Raw genomic sequence first — 22,691 nt, 5'->3', positions numbered from 1 at the left:
AAATAGAAAGAAATGGAAAATTTGTATGATTCTTCTTATAAATCGACTACCGGGACATCGGTTTTGTCGATGGTGATGCGTAAGGTGTACGGGCGTATGTTCCTCGCCCTTGTTGTAACGGCTCTTACATCGTTGTATGTGGCTTCTTCTCCGGCCATATTATCGGTTGTGTTGGGAAATCGGGCTGTCTTTTTCGGCTTGATGATTGCCGAACTTGCCGTTGTTTTCGTTGTTTCGGGCATGTTGAATAAACTGAGCACGACGACCGCCACGCTGTTGTTCTATCTGTATGCTGTTCTTAACGGAGTGGTATTTTCGTCCATTTTCGTCGTGTACGATTTGGGCTCTATCGCCTATACATTCTTCATCACAGCCGGCGTGTTCGGGGCGATGAGCGTGTATGGCATGGTTACCAAGAACGATATGACCAAGTTCGGGAGCTATTGTATCATGGGATTGTTCGGGTTGATCATCGCATCTATTGTCAATATATTCGTGGCAAGCAGTACTCTCGACTGGATTATCAGTTTGTTCGGCGTGGCTTTGTTTATCGGATTGACGGCATGGGACACCCAAAAGATCAAGAATGCGGCCTATGTGACCGATCCTTCCCAGACCGGGAAGTTGGCGACGATAGGCGCTCTGTCGCTTTATCTCGACTTTATCAACTTGTTCCTTTATCTGCTTCGTATTTTCGGAGGTCGTAGCAACGATTAAGCGTTACGGGAACTGAATCCATAATATACTCGATATGACACAACCGTTTTATATCTATAATACACTTACCCGAAAAAAAGAGGAGTTCAAACCGTTGAACCCTCCCTACGTGGGTATGTATGTATGCGGTCCCACGGTTTACGGGGATGCTCATTTGGGACATGCCCGTCCCGCTATCACGTTCGACGTATTGTTCCGTTATTTACGGCATTTGGGATATAAAGTGCGCTATGTGCGCAATATTACCGATGTAGGGCATTTGGAAAACGATGCCGACGAAGGGGAGGATAAGGTCGCCAAAAAAGCACGGCTCGAATCGCTCGAACCGATGGAGGTGGTACAATATTATCTGAATCGTTATCACAAGGCGATGGAAGCTCTTAACGTGTTGCCGCCGAGTATCGAGCCGCATGCGTCGGGGCATATTATCGAACAGATCGAATATATCAAAAAGATTATAGAGGCCGGATATGCTTATGTAAGTAACGGGTCGGTTTACTTCGATGTAGTGAAGTATAATAAAGACCACCATTACGGCAAGCTGTCGGGACGCAATATCGACGACCTGCTCAACACGACGCGGGAGCTCGACGGACAGAGCGAGAAGCACAATAGTTTCGATTTCGCTCTTTGGAAAAAGGCTTCTCCCGAACATATCATGCGGTGGCCCTCGCCGTGGAGCGACGGTTTTCCCGGTTGGCATCTCGAATGTTCGACCATGAGCACCAAGTACTTGGGCGAGGAATTCGACATTCACGGCGGAGGCATGGATTTGCTTTTCCCCCACCACGAATGCGAGATAGCCCAATCGGTGGCTGCGCAGGGGCACGAGACGGTGCACTATTGGATGCATAACAACATGATTACCATCAACGGGCAGAAGATGGGCAAATCGTTGGGTAACTTCATTACGCTCGACGAGTTCTTCTCCGGTAATCACAAATTGTTGCAACAGCCTTATTCGCCCATGACGATACGCTTCTTTATCTTGCAAGCGCATTATCGCAGCACGGTCGATTTTAGCAACGAGGCCTTGCAGGCATCGGAAAAGGCCCTGCAACGTATGCTCGAAGGGTGGGACAACCTCTCGAAGATCGAGCCTGCCGAAGTTTCCACGGTCGATGTGAAAACCATTCGCGAACGTTGTTACGAGGCGATGAACGATGATTTGAGTACGCCTATCGTTATCTCCCATTTGTTCGAAGCCGTGAAGATTATCAATACGGTATTGGCGGGAGGAGCTACTTTGTCGGCCGAGGATTCGGCTCATTTGAAGGAAACTTTCCGTATATTCCTTTTCGATATCATGGGCATTCGCGAAGAGGCCGGTGTCTCGGAAGAAGGGAACGAGGCCTATCATAAAGCCGTGGATTTATTGCTCGATGTGCGTAAGGAGGCTAAGGCTCGTAAGGATTGGACGACATCGGATTACATTCGCGACAGGTTGTCCGAGATAGGTTTTGAAATCAAAGACACCAAAGAGGGTGTAGAGTGGAAGTTGAAATAAACAGACTTTCGATGAAATGATACGACAAACCCCGTGTCCTGCTCAGAACACGGGGTTTGTCGTATGTATGAATGTTTGGAGCCTCTTTTATTTCTTCATTTCTGCGACGAACTCGTTGGCTTTTGCCACGGCTTTGGTGATGTGGTCGCAGATATGGTCGTCGCCTATAAGCCGGTCTATATTCGCCTTTTTGAGAGTGGCGTGTACCGTGGGATTGACCCCCGACAGAATGACATGTATCTTCTCTTTCTGTGACGAGGTAATTAGGATTTCGAGGTTATGGATAGCCGTAGAATCGATAAAGGGGACTTTCCGCATGCGGATAATGCGCACCAGCGGACGATCGGCCATACTACGCATCAGTTCGTCGAACTTGGTGGCTACCCCGAAGAAGAACGGGCCTTCTATCTCGTAAACTTCCACGCCTTTGGCTACTTTCAAGACTTCGTGGGTAGTCGATTCGGTTCCGGTCGCAATATCGAGCTCGTCGTGGAGTACCGATATTTGCGTGGTCTCTGTCATGCGGCGCAAGAAGAGGACAACGGCCAACAACAGCCCGATTTCGATGGCGATCGTAAGATTGAATATAACGGTCAGCAGGAAGGTGATGATAAGTACCGACACGTCCGATTTCGGATTTTTCAGCAAGGAACGTACCGTGCGCCAACCGCTCATGTTATAGGAAACGACGATCAATACACCGGCGAGGCACGACATGGGCACGAGCTTGATAAGCGGCATAAGGAACAGGAATATCAACAAAAGGACGATAGCGTGTATTATACCGGCAATGGGAGTGCGCCCGCCGTTGTTGATATTGGTCATGGTACGGGCAATGGCTCCGGTGACAGGGATTCCCCCGAAGAAAGGAACCACGATATTGGAGGCTCCCTGTGCGATAAGCTCGGTATTGGAGTTGGTCTTGTCGCCGGTTACACCGTCGGCGACGGTGGCCGATAGCAGGGACTCTATGGCTCCCAATACGGCGATGGTAAATGCCGGAGAGAGTAATTGGTTTATCGTCTCCATATTGATATTCAGAGCTTGCGGCTCGGGAACTTCATTGCTGATGTTAAAACGGTCTCCAATGGTCTCTATTCCTTCGATTCCCCAAAGACGTTCGAGCACATAGACCAGCACGGTCATGAGAATAATCGCCATGAGGGAGCCCGGTATTTTGTTGGAGATGCGGGGAGTGTAGGCAATGATGAGAATACTGAGTATTCCTATGCCCAGCGACCAGAAATTGGTGGTCTCGATGTGCTGAAAGTAAGCGACCCACTTGGATATGAAATCGGCGGGGACGCTGTCCATCGATAATCCGAGCAGGTCTTTTATCTGTGTGGCGAAAATGGTAAGCGCGATACCGCTGGTAAATCCCACGACAATGGGGTAGGGAATGAACTTAATGATGGTTCCCAAGCGGAAGCAGCCCATCAAGACCAATATCAAACCGGCCATGAAAGTGGCTATCGCCAGTCCTTCCAATCCGTAGGCTTGTATAATGCCGTACACGATAACGATAAATGCTCCGGTAGGTCCGCCTATTTGCACGCTGTTCCCGCCTAAGAAAGAGACGATGAATCCGCCGATAATGGCGGTGATGAGACCTTTTTCGGGAGATACGCCCGAGGCGATACCGAAAGCGATAGCCAAAGGCAGAGCGACGATACCGACGATGATACCGGCCATGAGGTCTTTCGTAAATTTTTCTTTGGAATAGCTTGCCAGCGAAGCGAGAAACTTCGGGTGAAAATCTAATGTACTTTTCATCTTTTTACCTATTTTATACCTATTATTCGAAGAGCCCGATTTCGACATCGGGATTCGACAAATTAATTACCTCTCTAATCGGTCGGGTGACCAATTTGAAAAAACGCAACAAAATTAACTATTTTTTATGATTAAAGCCAGTATTTGCCGAAAAAATAAAAAAAATAATAAAGAGAAAATACCACCCGGATATTGGGTAATGGTATTTTCTCTTTATCGAATAGTGCGGTGGTACGCTTAATAGATAACCAACAATCCTATTTTTCCCGTATCGTTCGAATGGATTACATAAGTGCCGGCTGTCAGGGCGTCGGTAGAAATCGTTTCGCTTTCATTTCGGAGGGTTTGCCTGTCGAGCAACATACCGTTCACAGAATAGATTTCGAATATTCCCGAACAACCGGCGTTTACACGTTCTCCCTGTTTTACGGGATTAGGCGAGAACAACATACAACGTTCTTTAAGGGAAGCGATTCCCGATGTCGTGTTTTCTACCAATGCGAGTGTGTTTGTGCTTTGTGCCAGATTGAGCAGCGGACTTTCGTTGCTTAAAGGAGCATAGATTTCCAAACTCGACCGTAACATTTTGCCTTCGGCCACGGCGGCGATTTCTTTATCGTTCATACCCGAACGCCAGAAGAAAAGTTGGCGATAGTCTGCCTTATCGGGCGCGTTACTCCCGCCTAAGGCAAATTTCGTTGCTACGAGCTTTTCGGAAAGCTCTCCGCATTTTACGCCGTTCACATACAGTTGGGTCATTCCCCACGCATAATAGTGTGTCAAGGATATACATAACCATTCGTCATTGGCCGAGGTGGTCGATGTGATTTGTCCGTCCGATGGCGATTCGTAAACGATATTTCCGTTTTCGTCGATTTTAATATTACCCGTGCCGTTTTCGGTCTCGAACGAGGCGAGAGTTCCGGCAGAAGAGGCTTTCACTTCGAATGAAAGGGTGAAGGGGTGAACGATATTTTCCGGTACGAATTCGATGTGTTGCGTAGCGGACGCTTTGCCCAAAGCATAGGCGGTGCTTTCTTGTCGTTGCGGAATGGTTTTCCCGGCATCCAAAGCATCGAAGAGTGATGGTACTATGGCGTAGGACATTTCCCGATGTCCGTCCGAATTGGGGTGTGCTCCATCGCTTTCAATCGCTTTGACCCAGCGTCCTGCTCCGTCGTCGACAGCTCCCAGCATATTTACCGAAGGTACTTCCCATTGCTGTATGGTCAGGTTCAGGTTTTTCAAAATCTCATAATCGGATTCGTTGAATCCTCCGTTGGCATAGTTGCTTGCCATGACCGGCACGATACCTACGGAGTCGGCTTGGCGAATCAATTGTTTCATGCCTTTCTCGTAATTTTTCGCGGCTTGGTCGGTTTGAGTGCCGTTGTTCCGTTCATTGCCGAGCGACAACCCGTAGAATACGTAGCGTCCGCAATCCCGCAATAGGTCTCGTTCCCAACGGTCGAGTACCATTTGGGTCGTATTCCCACCGATGGAGATGTTCGAGGTGGTCCAGTCTTTGCCGATGTTTTCTTGTTTACGTTGTTTCAGTAGGTCGGTATATATGTAGGCGTATCCGTAATCGTTTGTCGCTCCTGTTCCATAGCAGACAGAGGATCCCATGAATGATATTTTGTATTCGTCGATTTCCTTACACGATTCGGGATAGGGTTTTTCGATGTCGGGTTTTTCCATAGTCTGGTCGGTTTCATGTATTTCTATCTTATCGATGTTGGGCCCGTCGTACCGGCATGATTCGGTGAACGAAATCGTGTTCAGCCCTTTGTCCAACCAAATCAATACCGATGTCTCTGCCGTGGGCAGTTGATCCCATTTGCCTTCGGACTTGTTCACATTGATATAGGTTTTTGCATAGTTGTTGATTTGAATATCCAAAGGACGTCCTGTGGGGTCGTTTGTAAAGATTTTCAATTCATACGGCCCTTCCTCGGGTATATCGACACACGTGAATTGCAAGTAGGAATTATTCTTGTTGTTGAAGTCTCCCACGTAGCGACCATTGGACATGCCTTCCAGATTTTTCACTTTCAGGTCTCCGTATAAATGGGCGTATTCGGCTTCCAATGTTATAGGGAAACCTTCTTGGGGTACGGGCAGGGGTGATTCCGAGGTTTCCAGTATTTCGAATTTATCCAAATTCGGACCTCCTGATGTCGTGGGATAGGGCGTTATTTTTATGGTATTCGTCCCGGCAGCCAAGTAAATCAGCACCTTGGCCGTTTCGGCAGGGGGAGTATCCCATTTCGCCGTTCCGTTAACGGTACATTCTACCTCTGGATAATTATTTACTTTTACAGTGAATCGACGTACACCATTGCAGTTGAAATAAGTTTTGAATTCATAGGTTCCGGCTTTTTCCATCTTCACATTGTGGAAGAAGAGGTAACTACCCCGGTCGTTTCCGCCCACGTATTTCCCGTTGGAGAAACCGTCGCCCGATTTAACTCTCGCCGGTGAATGAATGGAGTCGGCGTTTTCGGCTTCTAAAACCAAAATAGGACTTTGAGCACATAGCCCGAATACCGATAATAAAAAGAATAGTGAGAATTTGACTTTTTTCATGGAGTTAAAATAGTTTCTCATGTCGATAATATTTTTAAGGATTCACATATTATGACACCAAAAACGTCGTGTACCCTTATACCGAATCGGGAATTTTTTATTGTTGTCCGTCGAGACTCGATGATGGCGAAAGTGTATTTTCTTCTTTCCGGGTTTCGATTCCTCCTTTGTCTCTTTCTCTGTTTTTATGGTTGTCGTGGTTTGGTCGTCGCTTGTTTACCGGAAAAGTCACGGGTAATTATAAATGGAACACCCCCTTTGTGGTTCATTTATTGAACGCAAAGGGGGTGGGTATGGGTGATTCGCTCACTGGCGTGTTATATCTTTTTTGTATAGGCTCGGCGGCGTTTGTGTTGTTGCCGTTCGAAATATTGCCATTGGGATTGTACTTTCTCGTTCATTTCGAGTTCGGGATTGCTCTCGGCATATTTGTAACCGTTTTGAATGAATACCGGGATAAGGTCGGAGAATAGCAACGCATTGACTCCTTTGCTTTGGTAGTCGGGACGGACAGCTACCAACAAGAGGTCAACCCCGTCGTTTTTTCCTTTGAGGGCTTTGAGCAGATGGATAAAACCGAAAGGAAACAGCCGGCCTCTCGATTTCTGTAAGGCTTTCGACAAAGAAGGAATGGCAATACCCACGGCGATCAAATCGTCTTGCTCGTCGACAATGGCTGTTACGTTTTCGAGCCGTAATAACGGAATGTACATTTTTACATAATAGTCGATTTGTCGTTGAGACAGTGTCGAATATCCATATAAATCGGCATAGGCGTTGTTGATTAGGTCGAAAATTTTTTGACCGTAATTGCCTTTGTATACGTCGGATGCGCTTTTGAATTTCAGAATTCGCAGATTGTACTTTCGTTGTACGATGTCGCTAATGCGTTGATGTTTTTCGGGTACGCATTCGGGTACTTTTATTTTGTATTCCACCCAATCTATCGCTTTTTCGTAGCCCATGCTTTCGATGTGTTGCGGGTAGTATGGATAGTTGTAGATGGCAGACATCGTGCTTAGTTGGTCGAATCCTTCGACGAGTGTTCCTTCGGGATCCATGTCGGTAAAACCGAGCGGCCCGTGTATTTCGGTCATGCCTTTTGATTTTGCCCACTTTTCGACGGCATTGAAAAGCGCTTTGCTGACTTCTTTGTCGTCGATGAAATCGACAAATCCGAAGCGTCCGGCTTTTTCCCCGGACTTTTCATTCGCTTTGTGGTTGATGATTCCGGCAATTCGGCCGACGGGTTCCCCGTCTTTATAGGCCATGTAGTAAACCGATTCGCAGAAGTCGAACGCCGGATTGTTTTTCGAATTCAAGGTTCCTACTTCGTCCAGAACCAGAGCCGGTACATAGTATTCGTTTCCTTTGTATAAATTTATCGGGAACTTTGCGAACTTTTTCAAACCGCGAGTTCCTGATATTTCCTGAATAGTGATTGACATGATGTTTATAATTTCAGCAATTTGTTCTCGGTTGTTATTCCTTTATTCCGTATGCCAAATCTCCGGCATCGCCAAGTCCCGGAACGATGTAGGAGTGTTCGTCTAATTTATCGTCGATCGCTCCTACCCATATTGTCGTGTTTTCGGGGAAGTGGTCTTTCACGTAATCGATCGCTTGCCGGCTTGCGATTACCGATGCGATGTGTATGTCTTTGGGTGTGCCTTTGGTGAGCAGAGCTTTGTAGGATAGCTCCATAGATCCGCCTGTCGCCAGCATGGGATCTGTGAGTACCAATACTTTACCATCGATTCGCGGTGAAGCGATATACTCGATAAAGATGTCGAAATTCAGCTTGTCTTTATATTTCCGGTAAGCCGAGACAAATGCATTTTCGGCATCGTCGAGGCAACTGAGGAATCCCTGATGAAAAGGCAGACCTGCCCGAAGAATAGTGGCCAACACGACTGTATCGTCGGGAAGATTGACATGGGCCGTTCCCAGCGGTGTTTTTACTTTTTTCTCGGAGTAATGGAGCCGGTGACTTATTTCGTAAGCCATTATTTCGCCTATTCTTTCGAGGTTTCGCCGGAATCTGATTCGGTCGGTTTGAATATTTACATCTCTTAATTCGGCCATAAATCGGTTTATTACCGAGTTTTTTTCCGCAAAATTGATTACTTCCATATTTTGTGTTTTTTGCCGAAGAGCAAAAGTACGTATAAATTTTGTTTTGGAAAATTATAGATTGTTTTTTCTTTTGTTTTGTTCTTTAAAAAGGAAAGAAACAGACCTTTTTGCTATCTTGGCATAGCGATTGAGGGTGTGTTTGTAATAAATACAAACAATTAGCGAAAATTTTCTTTAATTAAATCGTTACTTGTAGAATTTGTTTTTAATTTTGCAGTCGGTTTTCATGGATTAAGAAAAAAGAGAAATATTTTATAAACCATTAAATTTCAAAAACAATGGCAACATTAGATTTAAGCAAGTATGGTATTAAGGATGTAAAAGAGATTTTACACAATCCTTCTTACGAAGTTCTGTTTGAGGAAGAAACCAAAGCAGGATTGGAAGGTTATGAAAGAGGTCAGGTGACTGAACTCGGTGCTGTGAATGTAATGACAGGTATTTATACCGGTCGTTCTCCTAAGGATAAATTCTTTGTGATGAATGAAGCCAGCAAAGATACTATCTGGTGGACTACCGATGAATATAAAAACGACAACAAACCTTGCTCGGAAGCAGCTTGGGCCGATTTGAAAGCCAAAGCCGTTAAAGAGCTTTCGGGAAAGAGATTGTTCGTAATGGATACTTTCTGCGGCGCTAACCCCGCTACTCGTTTGAAAGTTCGTTTCATCATGGAGGTTGCATGGCAAGCTCACTTCGTGAAGAACATGTTTATCCGTCCTACCGATGAAGAATTGGCTAACTACGGTGAACCCGATTTCGTGTCGTTCAACGCAGCCAAAGCGAAAGTAGACAACTACAAAGAGCTGGGTCTGAACTCTGAAACCGCTACCGTTTTCAACTTGAAGACTAACGAACAAGTTATCTTGAATACTTGGTACGGCGGTGAGATGAAGAAAGGTATCTTCTCAATCATGAACTATCTGAATCCTTTGAAAGGTATGGCTTCGATGCACTGCTCGGCCAACACCGATAAAGAAGGTAAGAGCACAGCTATCTTCTTCGGTCTTTCCGGAACGGGAAAAACTACTTTGTCTACCGACCCGAAACGTTTGCTTATCGGTGACGACGAACACGGTTGGGACAACGACGGTGTGTTCAACTACGAAGGCGGTTGCTATGCCAAAGTTATCAACTTGGATAAAGAAAGCGAACCCGATATTTACAATGCCATTACACGTGACGCTCTTCTCGAAAACGTTACGGTTGATGCCAACGGAAAGATCGATTTCGCAGATAAGAGCGTAACGGAAAATACTCGTGTATCTTATCCTATTTATCATATCAAGAATATCGTAGAACCGGTATCGAAAGGTCCTCACGCTAAACAAGTAATCTTCTTGTCGGCCGATGCATTCGGTGTTCTTCCTCCGGTTTCTATCTTGAACGCAGAACAAACCAAATACTATTTCTTGTCTGGTTTCACCGCTAAATTGGCCGGAACAGAACGCGGTATTACCGAACCGACTCCTACTTTCTCGGCTTGCTTCGGAGCTGCATTCTTGTCGTTGCATCCGACCAAATATGCCGAAGAGCTGGTTAAGAAAATGGAAATGGTAGGCGCTAAGGCTTATTTGGTGAACACCGGTTGGAACGGTACGGGCAAACGTATCTCTATCCGCGATACTCGTGGTATTATCGATGCTATTCTCGATGGCTCTATCGACAAAGCTCCGACAAAGGTTATTCCTTATTTCGACTTCGTTGTTCCTACTGAGTTGCCGGGTGTGGACAAAAATATCCTCGATCCTCGCGATACTTATGCTAATGCTGCCGATTGGGAAGTTAAAGCTAAGGATTTGGCCGCTCGTTTCATCAAGAACTTCTCTAAATTCGAAGGTAATGCCGCCGGTAAGGCTTTGGTTGCTGCCGGTCCGAAATTGTAATCGTACACGATTTGACTCTATACGCAACAGGCCGCTTCGTCGAAGCGGCCTGTTGTTTTTTTGTGATGGTCCGGTGGATTTTCAATAACGATGAAAGTATTGTCTTCTGCTGTGTCTCGTGGTGTTACAAGGTGGGTATAATAGTGTATAAAACTTTTTTTGGAAAATCGACGGGGCTGTTTCGATGAATTCCTTACTTCTCTATATTTTCCATGTGGAAAACAGACCATAGTGCTATGGGATATGGCAAGGGAAAGGTTGAGATGCTTATACTTATTTTGTTGAGGGCTATTTTGTTAGTCGGTTGGTAGTTTCCAACTTCTCCCCTGCTTCGATTTTCAATCGGAGATAGGGGACGCCGCAGGAGTGAATCCTACGGAGAGGGGTTAAATCTAAGAAGCTGTTTTAAATTTATAGAGAAATAATATTATCATTGCAAGCAGGTATGTTCCGGCCATATTGAGCCCCTGTCTCGCATCTTGAACCCCTTGATTTTTGTCAATAGCCCGCTATTGACTGCCTATCTCGGACTCCAATCAGCTTCAACATAGGTCTCAATCTGTCTTGGAATAAATTTAAAACAGCTTCTTAGATTTTGAGATTTTTTTTACAGGGAATTTAACCCCCTCGCCCTGCGGGCACTCCCCCTATATCGCTGCGCGACACAGAGGGAGAGGTTGCTGCTCCCTGTTATTTTTGTTGTTGCCGGTATTTTCTAACCCCTCCGTCCTACGGACACCTTTCCTATATGGCTGACGCCACACCCCGCAATGCTACGGGACACGGCAAGGGAGGAGGTTAAGAGTGTACAGGGGAGAGAAAAGGGAAAGAATACACACAAAGCACCGAAGGAGTAAAAACAGAGGAGGTTAAATATAGCTTGACTTTTCCATGTACTTCTTTCTGCTTTTATCGGTCGATGAAGATGCCGGTTTACAACTTCACTTTCTTTATCTTACCCTTACTTTCGTTGTGCATACGGTCTACTGCCGTCACTACATATACATACTGACGGGTTCCGTGTTTATAAGGGAGCAAAAATTTCGTGTCCCGAGTAATGGCTACGAGATGGGATGCATCACATAAACAAATGTCTTCGCTGGGTGCAAAACGATAGACACAGAAATAAATTTGCTTCTGCATCTCATCGTTGGTTTTCTTTCTTTTCCACTGCAATTCGTATCCCTCGGGAGTCCATTTTGCCTTCAAACCCTTCACCTCGTCGGGAGCCTTGCTGTCGATAAACGTATAGGCCGGGATAAGGGAGGGAACCGCATGGTAATACCCCTTCAAGTCGTCGGCTATGCCTTTATAATTTTCCAACAAGGAATAGCCCGGCCAGAAACAGTTTCCACCTACATGGTCGAGATAACGGCTCAACTGCATTTTATGGTTCAGTTGCGTGTATATGGGATTCACGTCGGTAGCATTCATCGTACGTGCCACGTCTTGACCGATGTAGAGATGACGTCCGTTGGCATGATTGTTCCACCAATAAATCAGTGTCTCGACACATGCGGCCTGATGACCTATCTCCCAATAAAGTTGCGGTAACATGTAATCGACCCAACCGTTGCGTGTCCACAGCAACACATCGGCATAGAGCTGGTCGTAGTTTTGCAACCCGTTCGTCGCACTGCCGTCCGGGTCGCTCTTTTGATTCCGGTAAATACCGAACGGGCTGATACCGAATCGCACCCACGGTTTACGCGATTTTATAATCTTGTGCAGTTCCTTAATCAATGCATTGACATTCTCCCGACGCCAATCGCCACGATCCATACCGTTACCGTACCGGGCATAACTGTTTTCATCGGGGAACTCGCTGCCTGCTATCGGATAAGGATAAAAATAGTCGTCCATGTGAATGGCATCTACATCGTATCGCGATACAATATCGTCGACTACCCGGCCGATGAAGCGGCGGCACTCCGGTAACCCCGGATCGAAATAGAGCTGTCGGCCATACCGAACGAACCATTCGGGGTGTTTATGATAGATGTGCGATGCGGCGAGCGGCTCATCGGCATTAGTTCCCACCCGATAAGGGTTGAGCCACGCATGCAACTCCATGTTGCGGGCATGACATTGCTCGATCATATACTGCAACGGGTCCCACAACGGTTCGGGAGCCACGCCTTGCTTCCCGGTCAGATACTTGCTCCACGGTTCAAGTTCCGAACGATAAAAGGCATCGGCCGTCGGGCGTACTTGGAAAATAACCGCATTGATACCGATATGCTGCAAACTATCCAACATTTGGTCGAAATAGTCTTGCATCGCATCCCGATTCATCTCCATGTAGCGACTCTGACCTACCGTGTGAATCCATGCGCCGCGAAATTCTCGTTTCGGGTGTTCTGCGCCCTGCGACACCATTCCGCTTAAAAAGGAAAACAATAATAGTGATAAATAAATTTTAAGTTTCATTGTATTGATTTTTGTTTTGTGAGACAAAAATAGTGCAAGGCAAGGAGATAACCAAATTTATTTGTTTCTGTGTTCGTTCATATTATCTTTGTCACTACGAATATAGGAAGCAAATCGAAAATGCAATTTCCGTTTGCCTCTGCACTTACCTTTCACTATATTTGTAGAATATAGGATACGGCTCGGCATAGTCAAAACTGAAATGAGATTTCCGTTTGCCTCTGCGCTCACCTTTCACTATCTTTGCAATATGCGAGAATAAGTCGGGCTGGGCACGAAAAAATGAGGTTGGTTTTATCCGACTCGCTTTTTACTCTGCATGCACAACGTGCAAAATATAGATATGATATGGATATTATATGGATTATTGTAGGAGCGATATGCTTGCTCGTCGGGTTAGCGGGTTGCTTTCTTCCGGCACTTCCGGGTCCTCCGCTCTCTTATGTGGGCATGATACTTCTTCATCTCACCGACAAGGTGCAGTTTACTGCGACACAGCTCATCGTCTGGGCCATATTGGTCATTATTGTACAGGTGCTCGATTACCTCACACCTCTCATCGGCACGAAATACAGCGGAGGTAGCAAATGGGGGAACCGGGGCTGTATAGCGGGAACCGTCATCGGCATATTCCTCTTCCCTCCATGGGGCATTATTTTCGGTCCTCTCGTGGGAGCCGTCATTGGTGAACTGTTGGGTGGCAAACTCACACACGAAGCTCTCAAAGCCGGGCTGGGCGCTTTTGTAGGATTTCTCTTAGGAGTAATTTTAAAGGTATCGCTCTGCGGTTATTTCGTGGTTGTCTTCATCTCTGCTCTATTCTGATTTCTTTTCTCTCTTTCCTGAGAAGAAAGACGAAAAAATTTTTTTTTCGAGCGGTATGATGATGGTTCGGTCGATAGTTCGTGGGGATTGTCCTTGTATATTTCAACCCCTCTCCTCAGAAACGGTTGTTTCTTCGGTTTCTCCCCTATTGCTTCGCTACACCCCGCAATGCTACGGGGCACGGCAAGGGAGAGGTTGATGTCCGGTTTGCTACTGTCGCTGTTTTTTCAACCCCTCCTTCACTACGTGCCACCTCCCCTATTGCTAACGCTACACCCCGTAATACTACGGGGCACGGCAAGGGAGAAGTTTAAAAGTAACCCTCTATTCATATAGACTGAGTCATAATAATGGGGAGAGAAGGGGAAAATTTTTTGCGAAAAACGTCTTTTTTGCTATCTTAGTAGCGCAAAAAGGAGGTAAAAACTATGGGGAAACGAGTATATTTAGGCTTGGGCTCGAATTTGGGGAATAAGGAGCGAATCGTGAGAAAAGCCATCGACAAGATTGGCGAACGGGTGGGAGCTGTCGTTGCCATGTCGTCGTTTTATAAGACGGCTCCGTGGGGCTATCAATCGGTGCATACGTTCTGTAACGCTGCTATCTCAGTAGATACCGATTTATCTCCCGAAGAGGTATTATTCACCGTACAGGAAATCGAGCGGGAATTGGGTAGTAAAAAGCATCGGGAAAGAGATGGCAGTTATGTCGACCGGCTTATCGATATAGATTTACTCGACTATGACGGTTTGGTGTTGGATACTCACTCGCTGGTGTTGCCTCACCCGTATATGCACAAGCGGACTTTCGTGATGACCCCGCTTGTCGAAATAGCTCCGCAATGGGTGCACCCGGTATTGGGAAAGACGGCAACGGAGCTATTGGAAGGTTTACGGAACGAAAAGTGATTTAGCCCCCAGAGTTTTATTTATATGATACGATCGGGGAAAGGCCTACAACATAGAGAGACTTTGCGTTTGTCGGTACATCTCTATTCTATGTACATTGTTTTTCGGCAAAATTGCAAATAAATTTGCTTTTGCTTTGGACTTGTACTATCTTTGTAGCCGAAAATGTGGAAGGATTTGGCTGCTTGCAACCACGGAAAAAAATGCTAAAACTGCGTTACGGGGCTTTTCGAAGCCCGTCCGGCTTTATCAAATCACCTTTGTTTTCGTGGGAATTGCGGTCTTTCTTCCTCCAATAATGTATCACTATTATTCAGGAGAGAAACCAATGAATTATTTGTTTACCTCGGAATCGGTGTCGGAAGGACACCCCGATAAAGTGGCCGACCAGATATCGGACGCTTTGCTCGACGAGTTTCTGGCGTATGACCCGAACTCGAAAGTTGCATGCGAGACCCTTGTAACGACCGGTCAGGTCGTATTGGCAGGCGAGGTTAAATCGAATGCTTATGTCGATTTGATGGAGGTTGCCCGCAGAGTGATTCACCGTATCGGATATAATAAAAGTTCGTATAAGTTCGATGCCGACTCGTGCGGTATTTTTTCGGCCATACACGAGCAGTCGGCCGATATCAATCGGGGCGTGGAGCGCGCCGAAGCGATGAGTCAGGGGGCGGGAGATCAAGGTATGATGTTCGGGTATGCTTGCAATGAGACGGATAATTATATGCCGTTGTCGCTCGATTTGTCTCACTTGTTGCTTACCGAGCTGGCCGTTATCCGCCGGGAGGCTTCGGCAATGACCTATCTGCGCAAGGGGAAGGTGACTTCGTATTTGCGTCCCGACTCCAAATCGCAAGTAACCATCGAATATAATGAACGGAACGAACCTGTGCGGGTGCATACGATCGTATTGTCGACCCAGCACGACGAATTCGTGACTCCGGCCGACGACTCGAAAGAGGCTCAGGAAGCGGCCGACCGGGAGATGTTGCAGACGATTTACAACGATGTGAAACAGGTGTTGTTACCTCGTGTTATCGCACAACTGCCCGAACGGGTACGAACCTTGTTCGACGACCAGTTGATTTTATTAGTGAATCCTACCGGCAAATTCGTTATCGGCGGGCCTCACGGGGATACGGGATTGACGGGTCGCAAGATTATCGTCGACACGTATGGCGGCAAAGGTGGTCACGGAGGTGGCGCATTTTCGGGAAAAGATCCCTCGAAGGTAGACCGTTCGGCCGCATACGCCGCTCGTCATATTGCCAAGAATTTGGTAGCGGCAGGGGTGTCGGACGAGATTCTGGTGCAGGTGTCGTACGCCATAGGAGTCGCCGAACCGGTGAGTGTTTATGTGAATACTTACGGTAAATCGCACGTGTCGATGAGCGATGCCGAGATAGCCCGACGGGTGTGCGAGATTTTCGACATGCGTCCGAAAGCTATCGAGGAACGTTTGAAGTTACGTAATCCTATTTATGAGGAGACGGCGGCTTACGGTCACATGGGAAGAAAACCGCAAACTGTCGTGAAGACATTCAAATCGCATTATAACCCCGAACCGATCGTTCGTGAGGTAGAGCTGTTCACTTGGGAGAAACTTGATTATGTCGAAGTCGTGAAAAAGGCTTTCGGAATGGCATGATGAGGATTCGAGCGATCGTATGTGCCGGTTTTGCCACGGTGATATGATTCCTTGATAATGGGATATTCATGGGAAATATTATATGACTATGAATTATATAGATATAGATAGTTCGCAGCATGAGCTTTACGACTCGTGGCGGAAATTGTATACTGTCAGTTTCCCTATCTTCGAGCAGCGGACGCAAGAGCAGCAGGAAAAAGCGTTCTCGTGTGCCGATTATCATTTGGTAGGGTATAGCGAAGGGGATATGTTTGTCGGATTTATCTCCTATTGGGAGTTTAGCAGTTATAGGTATATAGAGCATTTCGCAGTGCATCAAGGATTACGAGGACGGGGGTATGGAAGCGAAATTTTGAATGCGTTTCTCCGCTCGACCTCTAAAATTGTTTTGCTGGAAATCGATCCTGTCGTTGATTCTGTTTCGAGAGCTCGTTTGAGATTTTACCGAAAGTGCGGCTTCCATGAGAACCCTTTTGCCCATACGCATCCTCCCTATCGGGAGGGTTATCCGCCTCATTCGTTGGTTGTGCTTACATCTCCCCGGTCTATAACAGAAAATGAGTACCGGATTTTTAGCACGGACTTGACTGAGGTCGTGATGCAACAAGGATAAAATTTCGAGTCCTTTTGTTCGGAGGAGTATAAAAAAGGTGTATTCAAAGAGCGGGGCTTGTAAATCGTACAAGCCCCGCTCTTTGAATATATTGTGTTTCGATTAGGAATGATGTGTTGCCCTATTGCACGGAGGCTATAAGGAGGATCTGTCGATTAGTGGGGATATCGGTTCAATCGGAAATCAGAGGGGATTGTCTTTTTATATTTCTACCCCTATATAATCTTTTTAACCTCCTCGCCCTGCGGGTACTCCCCCTATATTCCCTAACGGAAACACCCCGCAATACTACGGGACACGGCAGGGGAGGAGTAGTACGCTTTGTACAGAAATTTAAGCAAGAATCAACCTTTCACCGAAAAGTCCGGAGTGTGTTTGTCGACAAGTGATTCATCGATAAAATTTATGCCTGCCCCACGGATTGAAAAAGCTATGTGTGAAGGAGGAATCAGTAATTGCTGAAATTCTGGGGTTTGATGACGAACCCTACTCTCAGGCGAGAATGGAATTTGTTATAGTCGAGCAGTCCTTCGCCGTAACCGTTGTAATATTGTATAAAGAAATATTGGTTTTCGTTGGGGAATAAGCGGGCATTCAGTTCGATAACGGTGTTGAAATTGAAATTCCAGCCGCTCCGCTTGGTGAGAATAACGGTAGCCCCGAACCGACGATTGTCGCTTATGTAACTACCTGCTAATTGAAAAATACCGCAGTATTTGAGGATATCCCGGTTGTTCCCGCTGTCGATGATAGGTATCCATGTTTTGAATTGAAGCTCTACATTGCGATCGACGGCGAGCGCACCCATAAACGAGATTTTATTCCAACTGCGAGACCAAATGCTGTCTTTCCCGTTCGATTCATGTTCGATCAGGAGCGAGACTTGTCCGATAAGTCTATTTCGATGTATGACCAGATGCGATAGCCCTATGCCGGGATTGAAGTTGAGATCGTACATCGGGAGAGATTCTTGAAAGACATTCCAAAATGCTTTTTGCGTATAGGTTATAAAGAGGTAGGTGTCGAATGGAAGTTTACTTTTTGTAAGTCTCTGGCTGATGCTTAGTTGGAATTTTACATCGGAATTTTTATTGGTCGGTTTGCTCCCGATGGTCGTACCCCCGATGAAGTAGTTGTCTTTGTATAGTGAAAAATAAGGTCTTTTGTCCAGCTCTTTGCGCACGCTGTCGGGATTGTATCGGGGGACATCGTTTCGGATTTGGGTAAAACCCGGAATGCAGAGCAGAACTATCAGCAGTAAGATAAACAATCGTTTCATATACAAATATAACAAATGGTGGGAGAAATGAAAAATGAACTTGTTCATTTTTTTATTTCGAACCGCATCTATATCCGATACATTCCGATATAGATAATTGTGCAAATATATGCTATATCGGCTTTATTTTATAGGTAAAAAGGTCGTTCTTTTTCGCCGGTTTTTCCATTGTTGTCGGGTTTTATACTTTGTTTTGCCCGGATATTGTTTTGCTCCTCCCGTAAAATCCAGTACATTTGCAAGAAATGAAAATGTTTTTTGCATGAATAAAATAGGTGCGGTACTGTGTATTTGTGTCCTTTTGCTGTCGGGTTGCGGCGGCAAGGATAACGAGTTTGTCGTGGAGGGAACTATCAATAATTTAGGAGGACGCCCTATTTATGCCGTTTATAGTCTTGAAAACGGCATTGTCGTAGATACTCTCCGTCCGCAGAATGGTTTTATCACATTCAAAAACTCGGCTTCGGCAGTTATTCCCATACAGTTTTATTATTTCGATAAAACGCCCCTGACCAAGATATATGTGCAGAACGGCGACCGGATAGAATTGTCGGGCGACGGGCAGGATCCTTTCGGGTTGAGAGTGAAAGGAAGTTCTCTAAATAAGGATTTGTTTAAGTTCAATCAAGAGAATAAAGAGTTGTTGCAGTCTTGGTCGGCAGAAAGGAACATTTCGGCATCGGGAATGAGAACCCGACGATACGAGCAGTTGAGCAAGGAGTTGCAAGGTGTTGTGGCAAAGTATGTAGGCGAACATAAAGATTCGCCCGTGAGCGCTATTTTGTTAGATGATTATGTGTTGGGAAGGGCGAGCGATGCGTTTTGCGATTCGTTGATCGGTTTGTTGGACGACCGTGTACTGTCGGCTCCGCCGGCCACGGCATTGGAAATGTATCGACAATTTGAAACCATACAGAAGAGTGACACCGTATTACCTTATTTATCATTGACTACGGTGGCCGATACGACCGAACTGCTGAATCCCCGAGAAGCCCAAGCGACTCTGCTTTGTTTTTGGGCTGCCGAGACACCCGGAACACAGAGGTACAGCGGCTTTTTAAGGGAGATAGCAGAACGATACGATTCGTTGGTGCAGGTCGTGGAAATTTCGCTGGATAGGGACAGCGCCGTGTGGAAGGAGCGAATCGAGTCCGATTCGGCCGTATGGACCCGGCGGTGGGCGAAAGGCGGTTATCTTTATCCGGGGGTGAAAGAGCTTCATATCCAAAGCATACCTTATCTGTTGGTCGCCGACTCTTTGGGACGGATTGTCGCCCGAGGGCTTTCGCCCGACTCTTCGAGGGTTTATATCGAACGTTTAGTAACACCATAACCTATTATTGCAAAATCTATTACTATGTTGGTGAAAGTTTTTGGCGCAGCCGTGCAGGGTATCGATGCTCTTGTAGTGACTATCGAGGTGAACTGTTCGCAGGGTATCCGTTTCTTTATGGTGGGATTGCCCGATGCAGCCGTGAAAGAGAGCCACGAGCGGATTGTCTCGGCCGTGGAACATAACGGTTACAGATTTCCGAGGAAACAGGTAATCGTGAACATGTCGCCTGCCGATATACGCAAGGAAGGGGCGGCGTATGATTTGCCTTTGGCCGTGGGGATTTTGGCGAGCGACGAGAAGATAGAAACAGGTAAATTGAGCGAGTATATGTTGATGGGGGAGTTGTCTCTCGATGGCTCCATTCTTCCTATCAAGGGGGCGTTGCCCATAGCTATCAAGGCAAGGGAGGAGGGCTTTAAGGGGTTGATTATTCCCAAAGCCAATGTTCGCGAGGCTGCGGTAGTCAATCATCTCGATGTGTATGGCGTAGAGAATATCACCGAGGTGATTCGTTTCCTGAACGGGGAGATCGAGCTGGAACCGACGGTAATCGATACTCGTGCGGAATTTTTCAGGGAATATACCCATTTCGATTTGGATTTCAGCGATGTCAAAGGTCAGGAGAGTGTCAAGAGGGCTTTCGAAGTAGCGGCGGCCGGCGGACATAACATCATACTCATAGGGCCTCCGGGCGCCGGAAAATCGATGATGGCGAAGCGGTTGCCTTCTATACTACCGCCTCTCACATTGCAGGAAGCACTCGAAACGACCAAGATACATTCGGTCGCCGGACGCATGGAGAGGGGTAGTTCGCTGTTGTCGCAACGGCCGTTCCGGTCGCCGCATCATACCATATCGCCGGTAGCGTTGGTGGGCGGCGGGACTTTTCCCCAGCCGGGTGAAATTTCATTGGCACACAACGGGGTGCTTTTTCTCGACGAGTTGCCCGAGTTTTCACGTCAAGTCCTCGAAGTGATGCGTCAACCGCTCGAAGACCGCAAGATAACGATAGCACGTGCAAAATACTCGATAGAATATCCCGCCGGGGTGATGTTGGTCGCTTCGATGAATCCTTGTCCTTGCGGATATTATAACCACCCGGAGAAAGAGTGTATATGCAGCCCGGGAACGATACAACGTTATTTGGGAAAAATTTCGGGCCCTCTGCTCGACCGCATAGACATACAAGTGGAGATCGTTCCCGTCCCGTTCGAGAAAATCTCCGACACCCGTCCGGCGGAGTCGAGCGAGTCGATTCGTCGACGAGTCATTGCCGCAAGAGAAATTCAAGCCGCACGCTTTGCCGACTATCCCGGCATTCATTGCAATGCCCAAATGACTACCCGGCTGCTGAACCAATTCGCTGTCCCCGATGAGGCGGGATTGAAACGGCTGAAAGATGCGATGAACCGTTTCCACTTGTCGGCACGGGCCTACGACCGTATTTTGAAAGTGGCTCGTACCATCGCCGATTTGGAAGGTAGCGAAGGGGTACAGGTGCAACACATCAACGAAGCGGTGAATTACCGAAATCTCGACCGGGAGAATTGGGGAGATAGGTAGAAATTGTTTATCTTGCAGACCTATATTAAAGTATAGTGAAACTCAGATATAACGATATGAAGAACATAACCGTATTTTTGGCATCCAGCGACGAGTTGAAAAACGACCGTAACAGTTTCCATTCGTTGGTGGCTTCTTTGGACGAAATTTTCGAGCCTCGGGGATATCGCATAAGGTGCAGACGTTGGGAAGATTTTTCGGCATTTTGCACCGGAACCCGTACTCAGGACGATTACAACCGCATAGTACGTGCCAGCGATATTTGTATCTGTATGTTTCACCGCAAAGCGGGAGAATACACCATAGAGGAGTTCAATCAAGCCTTGGACGAATATGTGAAGAATCAGAGTCACCCTAAGACATTTGTCTATATTCGTGCCTTGATAGAAGGTGAAATGGAGGACGAGGCGTTGAAACGATTCAAGGAAGATTTGTTCGATCGGGTGGGGCATTATTGGTGCAACTATGCCACCGACGATGCCATGAAGTTGCATTTTGTCATGCAGTTGGAGCGGATCATTCCATCGGTATCGGGCAACGCTTCCGTAACCGAGGGTAACCACTTTAAGATAGAGAACGGAGTCGTTTCGCTTTACGGCCACAAGATAGCCGAACTGGACAATCTCTCTTTTGCCGCCGAAAATCCGGAATACCTTTCGTTGAAAGAGTCCATTGCCCGATTGAATACAGAGATCGCCCGACTGAGAGCGACCGGTGTCGCCGAGCTTCAACCGATGATTGATGAGAAACAAGCGGAACTATACAAGAAACGGGAAAGTCTCAACCGATTGGAGAGCCAGCTGTTCGATCTTGCTCTATCCATCAACAAGCTGATCGGGAGCGGAACTCCGGTGAGCGAGCGCAAACGGTTGGCGATAGAGATGTTCGAGCGAGGGAACAGCAAAGGGGTCGTGGAGATTTTGAATGAAAAAGATATCGCCGCCGATGTCGCTCAGGCCCGCAAGGAGATAGAGCAAGGAAAACTACTGGTCGATTCCGGTCGGTCGCTTATCGAGGCGGGACTTCAAAAGACACGATCGTTGGCCGAGGAGTATGTTTTGCGGGCAAAGGCTTTGATGACAGACTATGCAGAGCCTCGTCGCTTCGAATTGGCTTGCCATGCCTATGAGCAGGGTATCGAGCTAATCCGAGCCAACCTTTCGGAGGAAGAGTTGGCAAAAAGTTTGTTTGAGTATGGTTGTTTTTTACAGACAAACAAACGATACGATTTGGCGGAAGCTCGTTATCGAGAAAATTTAGACATTTGCCAGCGACTTGCGGCCATTAGTCCACAAGCCTATGAGCCGAGCTTGGCAATGGTTCAAAATAACTTAGGCCTTTTGTGCAGCGATACCCAACGTTATGAGGATAGCGAAGAGATGTATCTCTCTGCCGTGGAGATTTATCAACGGTTATCCGTAGTGAATCCACAGGTTTACGAGCCGGGCTTGGCAACGACACAAAATAATTTAGGC

At 46.7% G+C, this 22,691-nt stretch carries 15 protein-coding genes and 1 pseudogene; 10 read left to right on the top strand and 6 right to left on the bottom strand.

Annotated features, from left to right (window positions below):
• The first annotated feature begins 12 nt into the window (after nt 1-12).
• Nucleotides 13-717 carry a Bax inhibitor-1/YccA family protein gene (locus tag HMPREF9448_RS12515; protein WP_008862943.1) on the top strand — a complete coding sequence of 235 codons (705 nt, stop codon included), beginning with the start codon at nt 13-15 and terminating at the stop codon, nt 715-717.
• Nucleotides 718-751: 34 nt separating this feature from the next.
• A complete protein-coding gene (gene cysS, locus HMPREF9448_RS12510; protein WP_008862942.1) occupies nt 752-2,224 on the top strand; it encodes a cysteine--tRNA ligase in 1,473 nt (490 codons plus the stop codon).
• A gap of 87 nt (nt 2,225-2,311) precedes the next feature.
• On the opposite strand, the gene HMPREF9448_RS12505 is transcribed toward cysS, so the two are convergent.
• The 4 genes from HMPREF9448_RS12505 to upp form a co-directional block, all read right to left on the bottom strand.
• Nucleotides 2,312-3,997, bottom strand: coding sequence for a SulP family inorganic anion transporter (locus HMPREF9448_RS12505; RefSeq protein WP_008862941.1), 1,686 nt, complete (start codon nt 3,995-3,997; stop codon nt 2,312-2,314).
• A 237-nt stretch (nt 3,998-4,234) separates the two neighbouring features.
• Nucleotides 4,235-6,607, bottom strand: coding sequence for a GDSL-type esterase/lipase family protein (locus tag HMPREF9448_RS14290; protein WP_008862940.1), 2,373 nt, complete (start codon nt 6,605-6,607; stop codon nt 4,235-4,237).
• Nucleotides 6,608-6,903: 296 nt separating this feature from the next.
• The gene (locus HMPREF9448_RS12495) at nt 6,904-8,034 is read right to left on the bottom strand and encodes a hypothetical protein (RefSeq protein WP_008862938.1); all 1,131 of its coding nucleotides are present in this window, start codon (nt 8,032-8,034) and stop codon (nt 6,904-6,906) included.
• Between the two features lie 34 nt (nt 8,035-8,068).
• Nucleotides 8,069-8,719, bottom strand: a complete 651-nt coding sequence (gene upp, locus HMPREF9448_RS12490) for a uracil phosphoribosyltransferase (RefSeq protein WP_008862937.1) — start codon at nt 8,717-8,719, stop codon at nt 8,069-8,071.
• 281 nt (nt 8,720-9,000) lie between these two features.
• On the opposite strand from upp, the gene pckA reads away from it, so the two are divergent.
• Nucleotides 9,001-10,608 carry a phosphoenolpyruvate carboxykinase (ATP) gene (pckA, locus tag HMPREF9448_RS12485; RefSeq protein ID WP_008862936.1) on the top strand — a complete coding sequence of 536 codons (1,608 nt, stop codon included), beginning with the start codon at nt 9,001-9,003 and terminating at the stop codon, nt 10,606-10,608.
• A gap of 933 nt (nt 10,609-11,541) precedes the next feature.
• Here the strand turns inward: pckA and HMPREF9448_RS12480 are convergent.
• On the bottom strand, nt 11,542-13,038 hold the full coding sequence (locus HMPREF9448_RS12480) for a glycoside hydrolase family 10 protein (RefSeq protein ID WP_008862935.1): 1,497 nt from the start codon (nt 13,036-13,038) through the stop codon (nt 11,542-11,544).
• Nucleotides 13,039-13,386: 348 nt separating this feature from the next.
• On the opposite strand from HMPREF9448_RS12480, the gene HMPREF9448_RS12475 reads away from it, so the two are divergent.
• From HMPREF9448_RS12475 to HMPREF9448_RS12460, 4 genes are all read left to right on the top strand, one after another.
• Complete coding sequence (locus HMPREF9448_RS12475; RefSeq protein WP_008862934.1) at nt 13,387-13,863, top strand: DUF456 domain-containing protein; 477 nt, start codon at nt 13,387-13,389, stop codon at nt 13,861-13,863.
• 428 nt (nt 13,864-14,291) lie between these two features.
• Nucleotides 14,292-14,771, top strand: coding sequence for a 2-amino-4-hydroxy-6-hydroxymethyldihydropteridine diphosphokinase (gene folK, locus HMPREF9448_RS12470; protein ID WP_008862933.1), 480 nt, complete (start codon nt 14,292-14,294; stop codon nt 14,769-14,771).
• 328 nt (nt 14,772-15,099) lie between these two features.
• Entirely contained in the window at nt 15,100-16,422 is a 1,323-nt protein-coding gene (gene metK / locus HMPREF9448_RS12465; RefSeq protein WP_008862932.1) for a methionine adenosyltransferase, read from the top strand.
• An 88-nt stretch (nt 16,423-16,510) separates the two neighbouring features.
• A complete protein-coding gene (locus tag HMPREF9448_RS12460; protein WP_008862931.1) occupies nt 16,511-17,038 on the top strand; it encodes a GNAT family N-acetyltransferase in 528 nt (175 codons plus the stop codon).
• 448 nt (nt 17,039-17,486) lie between these two features.
• Here the strand turns inward: HMPREF9448_RS12460 and HMPREF9448_RS12455 are convergent, their stop codons facing one another.
• On the bottom strand, nt 17,487-18,317 hold the full coding sequence (locus HMPREF9448_RS12455) for a phospholipase A (protein WP_040296304.1): 831 nt from the start codon (nt 18,315-18,317) through the stop codon (nt 17,487-17,489).
• Between the two features lie 262 nt (nt 18,318-18,579).
• On the opposite strand from HMPREF9448_RS12455, the gene HMPREF9448_RS12450 reads away from it, so the two are divergent.
• The 3 genes and pseudogenes from HMPREF9448_RS12450 to HMPREF9448_RS12440 all read left to right on the top strand — a co-directional run.
• Nucleotides 18,580-19,650: a DUF4369 domain-containing protein gene (locus HMPREF9448_RS12450; RefSeq protein ID WP_040296283.1), complete on the top strand. Its 1,071-nt coding sequence runs from the start codon at nt 18,580-18,582 to the stop codon at nt 19,648-19,650.
• Nucleotides 19,651-19,674: 24 nt separating this feature from the next.
• Entirely contained in the window at nt 19,675-21,216 is a 1,542-nt protein-coding gene (locus HMPREF9448_RS12445) for a YifB family Mg chelatase-like AAA ATPase (RefSeq protein ID WP_008862928.1), read from the top strand.
• A 56-nt stretch (nt 21,217-21,272) separates the two neighbouring features.
• Nucleotides 21,273-22,691 (top strand): annotated as a pseudogene (locus HMPREF9448_RS12440) (hypothetical protein); the annotation flags it as partial.

The organism is Barnesiella intestinihominis YIT 11860, from assembly GCF_000296465.1.
Taxonomy (GTDB): Bacteria; Bacteroidota; Bacteroidia; order Bacteroidales; family Barnesiellaceae; genus Barnesiella; species Barnesiella intestinihominis.
Note: the sequence above shows the minus strand (reverse complement) of the source record. Positions and strands in the feature narration are given on the sequence as shown.